This is a genomic window from Bradyrhizobium uaiense, from assembly GCF_010811875.1.
Lineage (GTDB): Bacteria > Pseudomonadota > Alphaproteobacteria > Rhizobiales > Xanthobacteraceae > Bradyrhizobium > Bradyrhizobium uaiense.
This window is the reverse complement of record NZ_VKHP01000297.1, coordinates 1-10194: the sequence shown is the minus strand read 5'-3', so window position 1 is coordinate 10194 and position 10194 is coordinate 1. Positions and strand designations below refer to the sequence as shown.

Here is a 10194-nt window from a genome sequence, read left to right as displayed (position 1 = left end):
GCCGATCCGCAGCGAGCCGCTGTCGAGGTTGCGCAGCGCCTGCAATTCGTCCTCGGCGGCGCGCTCGGCCGCGAACAGCGTCTCGGCATGCCGCGCCAGCGCCGCACCCTCCCGGGTCGGCCGCACCCCCTTCGAGGTGCGGTCGAGCAGCCGGCAGCCGACCTGCAACTCGAAATCCCGCACGCCCTTGGAGATCGCCGGCTGGCTGATGTGCAGCAGGTCGGCGGCGCGGGAGAAGCTTCCGGTTTTCGCCACGGCCGCGAACAGGCGGAGCAGATGCAGGTTGAGGGACATAACTTCTCTCTATCGGGGCAGTCCGAAAATATATTAGCCAAGGAGCGCGCCCAGGCGCATAAAATCTTCTCCGAAAAGAGGATTTCGTGCCGGAACAACAACAAGACCAGGGGCAGAAGCAGGGGGCGCTGAAGCGCATATTCCTGCTCATTCCGGGCATTCTGCTCTGCGGAATGGTCACCGTCATCTCGCTCGGTATCCAGGCCGCCGAAGAACGGGTTTTCGACCATCCCTATATCGAGGCGCTCGTCGTCGCGATCCTGCTCGGCATGGCGGTGCGGACCGCCTGGGAGCCGTCGGAGCGCTGGCGCTCGGGCATTGCCTTCAGCGCCAAGCAGCTGCTCGAGGTCGCGGTGATGCTGCTCGGCGCGTCGATCAGCTTCGCCGCGATCCTCGCGTCGGGCTGGCTCCTGATCGGTGCCATCGCCGCGACCGTCGTGATCATGCTGGCGGTGAGCTATGGCCTCGCCCGCCTGCTTGGGCTGAAGACAAAACTCGCGATCCTGATCGCCTGCGGCAATTCGATCTGCGGCAATTCCGCGATTGCGGCGGTGGCGCCCGTGATCGAGGCCGATGGCGACGACATCGCCTCGTCGATCTCGTTCACCGCAATTCTCGGCGTGCTGATGGTGCTCGGGCTGCCGCTGCTGATTCCGCTGCTGAAGCTGACGGCGACGCAATACGGCATCCTCGCAGGCCTCACGGTCTATGCCGTGCCGCAGGTGCTGGCGGCGACCGTGCCGGCCGGCATCGTCTCGACCCAGATCGGCACGCTGGTGAAGCTCGTGCGCGTGCTGATGCTCGGCCCGATCGTGGTCGGCCTCTCGCTGTTCGTGGCGCGGCGGCGCAAGGCAAGCACCAGGACCGGCGCCGCCGACGCGGGTGCTGCGAAGGCCGCCGCGATCAGCCCGTTCAAGCTGGTGCCCTGGTTCATCATCGGCTTCCTGGTGCTGGCCGCGCTGCGCTCGTTCCAGCTGGTGCCCGACATCGCGATCGCGCCCGTGACGAAGACGGCGGCGATCCTCACCGTCGTCTCGATGGCAGCACTCGGGCTCGGTGTCGATGTGCGCGTGCTCTCGACCGTCGGCGGCCGGGTGACGGCAGCGGTCACGCTGTCGCTGATGCTGCTGCTGGGCTTGAGCATCGGTCTCGTGCACTTGTTTAAATAGAGATTAGGTTGAGCTGCAGCCGCATCGAAAGTTCACCTCTCCCTTGGGAGAGGTCGATTTGCGCAGCAAATCGGGTGAGGGGTTACGGTCTATCGAAAGAGCAGGAGCCCTCACCCGGATTGCACGGACGATGCTTCGCATCGCCGAGAGCAATCCGACCTCTCCCCGACGGGGAGAGGTGAGCCGAAATCGCGGTAAGCCCGAGTCAACCAAAACTCATACCGCTCTGGCGGCTACTCGGCAGCCTTCGCGGTCTTGCCGAACATCCGTGTCGGTGTCGCAAAGCCGCAGGACGTGCCGTCGGTGATCTTGACCTGATCTTCCCAGGGCAGGCGGAAGCGGCCGGACACCATGTCCTGCATGAACGTGTAGGGGCAATCCATCGCGCCGCCTTTCACCGCGACATAGCCGCGGTGCCAGAGCTGGTAGATGTTGTTCTCGACGCCCCAATTGATCCGCGCCTCGCGCACGAGGTCGGGCCGCACCTCGGCGGTGATGATCTCGTCGGCCCGTCCCGTGGTGCCGTGCGCGATGATGCTGCCGTCGAAATTGACGATCATGCCTTCGCCCATCGAGTCGAACGACCCGTCCGAGCCGCACATGCAGACATTGGCGGTCACCATCAGGTTCTGGAATGCATTGGCCTGGTTGGTGAAGCGCCAGCTGTCGCGGATCGGCGCGGTATAGCCTGCGGTGCGGATCATGATCTCGGCGCCCTTGTAGGCGCATTCGCGCGCCATTTCCGGGAACATGCCGTCGTGGCAGATGATCAGCGCGATCTTGGCGCCGTTCGGCCCGTCGATCACGGGAATGCCGATGTCGCCCGGCTCCCACGGCTCGACCGGAATCCAGGGATGGAATTTGCGGTAGTACAGCTTGATCTCGCCGTGATCGTCGATAATCAGGCCTGAATTGTAGGGATTGCCGTGCGGGTTGAACTCCATGATGGAGAAGCAGCCCCAGATCCTGTTGTCGATGCAGGCCTGCTTGAAAGCCGCGACTTCAGGCCCGTCGAGCCGGCACATGATCTCCGGATTGGTATCCATCGAGAGGCCGTGCAGCGAATATTCGGGGAATACGACCAGATCCATGGTGGCGAGATTGCGCCGCGCCTTGCCGACCATCCAGACGATGCGCTCGGTCTGCCGGGCCAGATCGGCCTTGGTCGCAACCACGGGCAGTTGCAGCTGCACCAGTCCGATCACCACGCCATTGGGCGATTTGTTGAGGCCGCCAAGTCCATTCATGCCTGTCCTCCCGCTTGTTTGAAGCGTTGTCATTTCGCGAACGTTCGTCGCCGCTCGTTCGGGCTCTGGGCCAGCTCTTAGCTAGCAACGATCATGCCAGCAGGATCAAGCGATGCGCAAATCAAGCGGATGAGAAGCGGGCAGGGTGAACGGCCGGGCGCGTGTCTCAAGCAATTGAGATGCGGGGCATTTCGGGCCATTGAAGGGGACGACACCATCATTACGCAATGGCACGCGGTTTGCTTAATTAAGCGCGGGTCTTCTCGCATTCGGGGTGTACGTCATGGCGAATTCAGGCGCGACAATCGTGGCGGAGCCGGCGCCGATCGCGCTCGACTGGAGCAAGACTGCGCTCGTCATCATCGACATGCAGCGCGATTTCATGGAGCCCGGTGGTTTCGGCGAGACCCTCGGCAACGACGTCAGCCGGCTCGCCCGCGCGGTGCAGCCGATTGCCGCGGTGCTCGCGGCGGTGCGCGACGCCGGGCTGCTGGTGGTCCATACCCGCGAGGGCCATCTGCCCGATCTCTCCGACGCGCCGCCGGCAAAGCTCGAGCGCGGCGCGCCGTCGCTTCGGATCGGCGATCCCGGGCCGATGGGGCGGATCCTGATCCGCGGTGAGGCGGGGCATGACATCATCCCCGCGCTCTATCCGCTCGACGGCGAGATCGTGATCGACAAGCCCGGCAAGGGCGCGTTCTACGCCACCGAATTCGGCGACATCCTGCAGAAATACGGCATCGAGAATCTCCTGGTCTGCGGCGTCACCACTGAAGTCTGCGTCAACACCACGGTGCGCGAAGCCAACGACCGCGGCTATCGCTGCGTCGTGATCTCGGACGGCTGCGCGTCCTACTTCCCGGAGTTCCACGAGATGGGCCTGAAGATGATCAAGGCCCAGGGCGGCATTTTCGGCTGGGTTGCCGATTCAGCCGCGGTGCTGAAGGCGCTGGCCGGCTAGAGCGCGCTCCTTGATTCCGAAGTTCGTATAAGAGTGAGCCGCATGTCCATCGCGGCCTAGCGCGCTGAACGCCGCATCGTGGCGCGAATGTCGGAGGGTGTCGCGCCGTAGCGGCGGCGGAACGCGCGGTTGAAATAGGACAGATCGCCGAATCCGGCTTCGAACGCGAGGCTGCTGATGCTGTGATCGCTCCAGCGCGGATTGGTCAGCAGCCGATGGCTCTGTGTCAGGCGGGCGTTGAGGAGGAATTCGCTGAAGCTCGTTCCCTCCTCGGCGAACAGGCGCTGAAGACTGCGCGGCGAGAGATTCCGACGCGCCGCGACGGTGATCAGCGTGAGATCGGGATCGGAGACATGCGCATGGATGTCGGCTTTGGCGGCGGCAAGCCGCGCGGCGCGCAAGCCCCGGTCCTTCGCGGCAGCCGCCCCGTCGCGGGTGGCGCCGATCACCAACGCCGCGAGGTCGTAGACATGGGTGACGACGGCTTGCCGTAGTTCGGGCGTCGACATCGGATCCATGCGGATCAGCCCTTGGAGATAGAAGGTCAGCAGTTTTACGGCTTCGGTATCGCGCGGCACCGGGCGCATCAGCGCATCTTCGGGATACGACACGAGCTGTGTAAGCGCGTTGCGACGCAGCCTCAGGCTGAGGAAGCGCGTCAGTGACGGAGAGATGCTCACCCACGGCTCCGCGGTCGACATCAGGATGGCATCGCCGGCAGCGCCGGTGACCTCGCGGCCCCGGTGCGATAGCACGGGCGCGCCACCCAGCGAGATGCGGAGCATGAGGTGGTCGGTGCCGTCGAGCAGTTCGTGCGTCACGGCAGTGCGTAGATTGCCGAGGGTCCAGGATCCAAAGCACAGCTCGGGCAGGGCCTGCGCCGTCGCCTCGGCGTGGAACGGCCCGTCATGCAACGGCATCGTGTCGAATTGAAAGACGCGGCGTCCGATCGCTTCGCGCCATATCGCGAGCCGGTTCTGCGCCGGCCATTCGGCGGTCGAGAATCGGAGCGTGGTGGGCTCTGGGGACTCTGACATCATGGGCTCGTGGCGTATCTATTCTGATCTGTGTTGCCGCATTGTGGCACGAGTGTTCCGCGCCCGACGCTTGTATCACCTTGCAGCGGAATACTTTTACAGCGATCGGGACACTAGTGTGATTTTGGATGTGACGTTCCTGCGAATGACCCGCTGCGATCCTGTCCAATCCGCCACACTGGGGTTGAAAAAGTCGGGGCTGGCGTCTCAGTCCAAGTCCGTGTCGCTTCAACCCAAGCAGGCTCAATCGGCCATCCCTACACGTCGTATCCCTAGGAGTCGACGAGGGAGTTTGGGGTGCAGGTCTCAGAACAGGACACGACGCCGGCCGGCGCGATTGTTCCATGCCGGATCGGCGTGCGCGCGGGTTCGATGGCCCGCGTCATGCTCTGGCCGTTGCTGCTCGGCGCAATCCTGATGCCGCGGCCGGGCGAGGCGCAGGACGCGACATGGAGCGCCCATCCCGTCTCGAACGACTGGACCGATTCCGCCAACTGGAGTTCCAACTTCCCGCCGACGGGGACGGCGACTTTCGGCGCCTCCAGCCAAACCGCGATCACGGCTCCGCAAATGGTCTCGGTCGGGACGATTGTGTTGAACAGCGATGCGCCGGCCTACAGGTTCAGTATGGGCCTGACGTTTACCGGCCGGGGAATCGTCAACAAGTCAGGCTTTGCTCCGGTTTTCGATAATGGAGTTGGTTTTAGTAACGCCAGTTCGGCCGGTAACGCCATCATCAACACGACTTCTGGCGGGGCCTTTTTCAACAACACCAGCACCGCGGCCAATGCCACGATCAACAACGCCGGCACCGTTCTCTTTGCGGACAGCAGCTCGGCCGGCAACGCTACTATCAACAGTCTCAATTCTGTTATTTCCGAGATACATTTTTTCAACACCAGCTCGGCCGGCAACGCCCATATCAGCAACGGCTTCTCTCTGATCTTTGACGACCACAGCACGGCGGCCAACGCCATCATTGTCAACCCTCGCTTCAGTGACGTGATTTTCGCCGGCAGCAGCACGGCTGCTAACGCAAGCATCATGAACAACAGAGATGTGACTTTTGAATTTTCCAGCACCGCCGCCAATGCCAGCATCACGAACTTCGGCGACAGCGTGCTCTTTTTTGGTGACGCCAGCAGCGCCGGCAATGCGACGATCATCAACAACGCCGGTGGGCAGACATTCTTTGGTGCTCATGCCACTGGCGGTAATGCGCGTTTCATCAACAACGCGGGCGGCGTGTTCGACATGTCGCACTTGGCAAGCGCCGGCACGACGGCGGGCTCGATCGAGGGGGCGGGATCGTTTGTCCTTGGCGGCAAGACGCTCACTGTCGGCTCCAACAATCTTTCCACGGAGGTGTCCGGCGTCATCAGCGGCACCGGCGGCGGCCTTACCAAGGTCGGCACTGGCGCGCTGACGCTGTCAGGTAACAACACCTACACGGGCGCAACGGTGGTTAGTGCCGGAACACTCGCGGTCAATGGCTCGATCGCGCCATCCGCGGTAAGCGTCAATGGCGGCGGCACGCTCGCCGGCGCCGGCACCGTCGGCGCGACCACGATCGCCGGCGGCGGCATAGTCTCGCCTGGCGGTGGCGCGGGTGGCGCGATCGGCACGCTCCATATTGCCGGCAGCGTGGCTGTGCTGCCGGGTGCCATCTACGCCCTCGACCTCAACGCGGCCGGACGGAGCGACAGGATCGTTGCGAGTGGAGCAGCCAATCTTTCCGGCGGAACCGTGCGGCTGGCGTCGGTGAACGGTTTCCTCCTCAACACGCCCTACACGATTCTGACCGCAGCGGGAGGAAGGACCGGCACGTTCTCGGGCTTAATGTCCGGCTCCAGCAGCTTCGCCTTCATCGCGCCCAGCCTGACCTACGATGCAAACGACGTGTTCCTGACGTTTGCGCGCAACAATGTGCGCTTTGCGAGCGTAGCGCAAACGCGCAACCAGATCGCGACGGGGGCCGGGTTAGACGGCCTCGGCCGCGGGCCGGCGTTCAACGCGCTCGCCTTCAGCACGACGCCGGCGCAGGCGCGCTTTGCGTTCGACCAGCTCTCCGGCGAGCTGCACGCGAGCGCGGCGGGCGCAATGCTCGATGAGTCGCGAGACGTCCGTGACGCCGTGATCGGCCGGCTGCGGCAGCCTTTCGGCAGCGCGGACGGACCGTCTGCGGCGCTCGCCGGCATCGGTCCTCAGGCCGTCGCGATCGACGGCAGCGGCGCCTTGGCCTACGCGGCCGAACCGGCCTTCAAGGCCGCGCCGAAATTTTTGCCGCAGGAGAGCGTGATGACCGCCTGGGCGCAGGCCGTCGGCGATTGGGGACACACTGGCAGCGACGGCAATGCCGCCGCGCTCAGGCGCGAGACCGGCGGCGTCATCTCCGGTGTCGACGCCACCTTCGACGCGCGCTGGCGGGCCGGTTTTGCCGGCGGCTACACCCAGTCCTTGCTGCATGTCGATGACCGCCGCTCCGCCGCCACCATCAACAATTATCACCTCGCGCTCTATGGCGGCGGCCAGCTCGACGCCTGGGCTCTGCGCGGCGGCGCCGCCTTCACCGCGCACAGCATCGATACCGATCGCGCGATCGTGTTTCCCGGCTTCGTCGACGCCGCCAAGGCGAGCTACGACGCCCACACCGCCCAGGTGTTCGGCGAGATCGGCCGCGGCTTCGCACTTGACCGTGTCGCGCTCGAGCCGTTCGCGGGGCTGGCCTATGTGCATCTCGACACCGGCCATTTTACCGAGACCGGCAGCGCGGCGCTGAGCGGCGGCGGCGGCGCGTTGGCTACCGCCTTCACCACGCTCGGGCTGCGCGGCGAGGGCGCGGTAGCGCTGGCCGACGGCAAGCCGCTGACGGTGCGCGGCACGCTCGGTTGGCGGCACGCGTTCGGCGATGTGAGGCCGGAAACGCTGCTGGCGTTTTCCGGCGGCGGCACACCGTTCACGGTTGCCGGCGTGCCGATCGCGCGCGATGCGTTGCTGGTCGAAGCGGGTCTCGGCTTCAATCTGGCGCGCAACGCCAGCGTTGGCCTGATGTATTCGGGACAGCTTGCGCGTGATTCGCGCGATCACACCGCCAAGGGCGAGATCAACTGGAAATTCTAGGGCTCCGATTCCGAAGTTCGTGGGCCGAAGTTCAAGCGCGAATTGCAGCTGATGGAACTTGAAGTGGCGGGTATAATTTCGGAATATTAGAATATATCCCTGAGTTGCCCGACGTGTCAAGTTGCCCGGTCGAACGTCGGGCGCCGCCGGCTACTTTGCATGGGGTTGTTTTCGATATTTTGGCAGCGCCCCCTTCGACGGCGTCGTGACTCCATCTTGACCTAGCCGCCTTTCACCGCGCCCGCCGTCAGTCCCGCTACGATCTGCCGCTGCGCCATCACGGTGAGCAGCAGCACCGGCGCGGTCACGATCAATGCGGCGGCGGCGAGCGGGCCCCAGCTCAGCTGGTCGAACGAGATCATGTTGTAGACGGCCACCGGCAGCGTGCGGGTCTCGCGTCCGGCCAGCACGATGCCGAACACAAAGTTGTTCCAGGAGAAGATCACCGCGAGGATGAAGGCGACCGCGAGTCCGGGTCTCGCGATCGGCAGCGCGACATGGCGGAACACCTGCCAGCGGGTGGCGCCGTCGATCAGCGCCGCTTCCTCGAGCTCGAGCGGCGTGGTCTCGAAATAGCCGATCATGATCCAGATCACGATCGGCACGGTGACCACGAGATGGATGATGATCTGCGGCACCAGCGTGCCGAGCAGGCCGAGCCACTGGAACAGCAGGAACAGCGGGATCAGGTACGACAGGCCCGGCGTGATGCGGGCGATCAGGATCACGATCGCCGATTTATGCGCGGCCATCCGCGCAATGCCGTAGCCGGCGGGCACGCCGACCAGCATCGCAAGGGCGGTGGCGCAGCCGGTGACGACAAGGCTGTTGGTGAAATAGGTCAGGAAGCGGTTCGACGCGAATACGTCGGCATAGTTCTTCCAGGCGATGTGCTCCGGAAAGAACACCGGCGGATAGGAGGCGTTGTCGATCTCGAATTTCAGCGACAGCGAGCCCATCCAGAGGAAGAACAGGATCGCCGGCGAGACGATGACGAACACCGACAGCCACAGCCCGATCCGGCCGAGGATATAGCGCGGGTTCATGCGTCGCTCCCGAGCTGCGATGTCCAGAGCAGGCGCTTGCGCAAGTAGAGCAGCAGCGCCGCCAGCGCCACGATCAGCAGGAAGAACACCACCGCGATCGCCGAGCCGTAGCCGAGGTCGTAATAGACGAAGGCGACGCTGTAGAGATACACGTTGATGGTCTCCGACGCCGAGCCGGGCCCTCCTTGCGTGATCGCGAAGATGATGTCGAAGCTTTTCACCGCGTCGATCATGCGGATCATGCCGGCAATGAACAGGAACGGCATGATCAGGGGAAGCGTGATGAAGCGGAACACCTGCCAGAAATTGGCGCCGTCGATCTGCGCGCTCTCATAGGGTTCGGTCGGGATCGCGGCGAGGCCGCCGAGCACGATCAGCATCACCAGCGGCGTCCATTGCCAGGTCTCGACCAGCACCAGCGATGGAATCACGGTGGTCGGGTTGAACACCCAGAGTTGCGGCGGCAGGCCGACCAGCGAAAGTAGATAGTTCAGCACGCCAAGCTGCGGATGGAACATCATGGTCCACACCAGCGCGATCGCCACCGGTGTCGCCATCATCGGCATGATGAAGATGCCGCGCAAAAAGCCGCGCGCGGCGAATTTCTGGTGAAACACCACCGCCGCCAGCGTGCCGAACACCAGCGGCAGCAGCACCGACAGCGCGGTGTAGGACAATGTGTGTCCGACTGCCTCGACGAAGCGCGGATCGGTCGGTAGCCGCAAATAGTTGGCGAGCCCGACGAAGGTGGTGGGCGAACCGACCTTCCATTCCTGCATGCTCATCCAGATCGTGAACACCCAGGGAAAGATGATCACCGCCAGCACCACGACGAGCGCCGGGATCACGAACGGCCAATAGGACGGCGGACGCCATTCACGCGCCGGCGCAACGTTCTCGGTCGTTGCCGCCGGCTCAGTCTGCGTCACCACGCTCACGCTTTTTCGCTACGCTCCAGGATCGGGCGGAATTGCTCGTGCGCCTTCTTCAGTTCGGTGGCGGGATCGGCGCCCGACAGCGTCGCGGTCAGCGCCGCACCGACGATGTCGCGGAATTCAGCGACCGGGATGATGACAGGCAGGCCGAGCTTGGAGATCTTGGCGGAATCGACCACCGATTGCAGCCATTCCTTGGTCTTGACGCCCTTGGCGACCTCGGCATCGTCGACGATGGAGTTGCGGAACGGAACGCCGCCGCCGGCCCCAAGGGCAGTTTCTCATCGACCTATGGCGACGGCGTCGGCATCGCAGCCGCCAGCAAGAACAAGGAAGCCGCCTATCTGCTCTGCCAATGGGTGGTTTCGAAGGGACAAGGCGCGCG

General features: G+C 64.2%; 11 protein-coding genes and 1 pseudogene. 4 read left to right on the top strand and 8 right to left on the bottom strand.

Annotation, left to right across the window (positions count from 1 at the left end; genetic code table 11):
* Positions 1 to 294: LysR family transcriptional regulator (locus FNJ47_RS40875; RefSeq protein WP_163161811.1), on the bottom strand; the 294-nt coding region annotated here is incomplete at its 3' end.
* A gap of 173 nt (positions 295 to 467) precedes the next feature.
* Here FNJ47_RS40875 and FNJ47_RS40870 point away from each other — a divergent pair.
* Positions 468 to 1463 carry a YeiH family protein gene (locus tag FNJ47_RS40870; protein ID WP_236000404.1) on the top strand — a complete coding sequence of 332 codons (996 nt, stop codon included), beginning with the start codon at positions 468 to 470 and terminating at the stop codon, positions 1461 to 1463.
* Positions 1464 to 1696: 233 nt separating this feature from the next.
* Here the strand turns inward: FNJ47_RS40870 and FNJ47_RS40865 are convergent, their stop codons facing one another.
* Entirely contained in the window at positions 1697 to 2710 is a 1014-nt protein-coding gene (locus FNJ47_RS40865) for a formamidase (RefSeq protein ID WP_163161807.1), read from the bottom strand.
* A 283-nt stretch (positions 2711 to 2993) separates the two neighbouring features.
* On the opposite strand from FNJ47_RS40865, the gene FNJ47_RS40860 reads away from it, so the two are divergent.
* Positions 2994 to 3671 (top strand): cysteine hydrolase family protein, encoded by a 678-nt coding sequence (locus FNJ47_RS40860; RefSeq protein ID WP_163161805.1) that lies wholly within the window; start codon positions 2994 to 2996, stop codon positions 3669 to 3671.
* Between the two features lie 56 nt (positions 3672 to 3727).
* Here the strand turns inward: FNJ47_RS40860 and FNJ47_RS40855 are convergent, their stop codons facing one another.
* The 3 genes from FNJ47_RS40855 to FNJ47_RS40845 form a co-directional block, all read right to left on the bottom strand.
* Positions 3728 to 4708: a helix-turn-helix domain-containing protein gene (locus FNJ47_RS40855; protein ID WP_163161803.1), complete on the bottom strand. Its 981-nt coding sequence runs from the start codon at positions 4706 to 4708 to the stop codon at positions 3728 to 3730.
* Between the two features lie 272 nt (positions 4709 to 4980).
* Positions 4981 to 5202 (bottom strand): hypothetical protein, encoded by a 222-nt coding sequence (locus FNJ47_RS40850; protein WP_163161801.1) that lies wholly within the window; start codon positions 5200 to 5202, stop codon positions 4981 to 4983.
* Between the two features lie 120 nt (positions 5203 to 5322).
* Positions 5323 to 5874: a hypothetical protein gene (locus tag FNJ47_RS40845; protein ID WP_163161799.1), complete on the bottom strand. Its 552-nt coding sequence runs from the start codon at positions 5872 to 5874 to the stop codon at positions 5323 to 5325.
* Here FNJ47_RS40845 and FNJ47_RS40840 point away from each other — a divergent pair.
* Complete coding sequence (locus FNJ47_RS40840; protein ID WP_163161797.1) at positions 5828 to 7828, top strand: autotransporter domain-containing protein; 2001 nt, start codon at positions 5828 to 5830, stop codon at positions 7826 to 7828. The genes FNJ47_RS40845 and FNJ47_RS40840 overlap by 47 nt on opposite strands.
* Positions 7829 to 8049: 221 nt before the next feature.
* Here the strand turns inward: FNJ47_RS40840 and FNJ47_RS40835 are convergent, their stop codons facing one another.
* The 3 genes and pseudogenes from FNJ47_RS40835 to FNJ47_RS40825 all read right to left on the bottom strand — a co-directional run.
* The gene (locus FNJ47_RS40835; RefSeq protein ID WP_163161795.1) at positions 8050 to 8874 is read right to left on the bottom strand and encodes a carbohydrate ABC transporter permease; all 825 of its coding nucleotides are present in this window, start codon (positions 8872 to 8874) and stop codon (positions 8050 to 8052) included.
* Positions 8871 to 9812 (bottom strand): carbohydrate ABC transporter permease, encoded by a 942-nt coding sequence (locus FNJ47_RS40830; RefSeq protein ID WP_163161793.1) that lies wholly within the window; start codon positions 9810 to 9812, stop codon positions 8871 to 8873. The genes FNJ47_RS40835 and FNJ47_RS40830 overlap by 4 nt, the downstream gene beginning before the upstream one ends.
* A pseudogene (locus tag FNJ47_RS40825) lies at positions 9809 to 10075 on the bottom strand (sugar ABC transporter substrate-binding protein); the annotation flags it as partial. The gene FNJ47_RS40830 and the pseudogene FNJ47_RS40825, both read right to left, overlap by 4 nt.
* On the opposite strand from FNJ47_RS40825, the gene FNJ47_RS40820 reads away from it, so the two are divergent.
* The coding region (locus FNJ47_RS40820) for a hypothetical protein (RefSeq protein WP_163161791.1) at positions 9992 to 10194 on the top strand (203 nt) is incomplete at its 3' end. The pseudogene FNJ47_RS40825 and the gene FNJ47_RS40820 sit on opposite strands and share 84 nt — an antisense overlap.

What these genes read in the sequence shown, in the direction of transcription:
- FNJ47_RS40845 (WP_163161799.1), bottom strand. Translation starts at nt 5,874, where the DNA reads ATGATCGTCGCATTGCCGGCGCTGCTGGCGTCACCAAAAAAGAGCACG.
- FNJ47_RS40835 (WP_163161795.1), bottom strand. Translation starts at nt 8,874, where the DNA reads ATGAACCCGCGCTATATCCTCGGCCGGATCGGGCTGTGGCTGTCGGTG.
- FNJ47_RS40865 (WP_163161807.1), bottom strand. Translation starts at nt 2,710, where the DNA reads ATGAATGGACTTGGCGGCCTCAACAAATCGCCCAATGGCGTGGTGATC.
- FNJ47_RS40870 (WP_236000404.1), top strand. Translation starts at nt 468, where the DNA reads ATGGTCACCGTCATCTCGCTCGGTATCCAGGCCGCCGAAGAACGGGTT.
- FNJ47_RS40860 (WP_163161805.1), top strand. Translation starts at nt 2,994, where the DNA reads ATGGCGAATTCAGGCGCGACAATCGTGGCGGAGCCGGCGCCGATCGCG.
- FNJ47_RS40855 (WP_163161803.1), bottom strand. Translation starts at nt 4,708, where the DNA reads ATGTCAGAGTCCCCAGAGCCCACCACGCTCCGATTCTCGACCGCCGAA.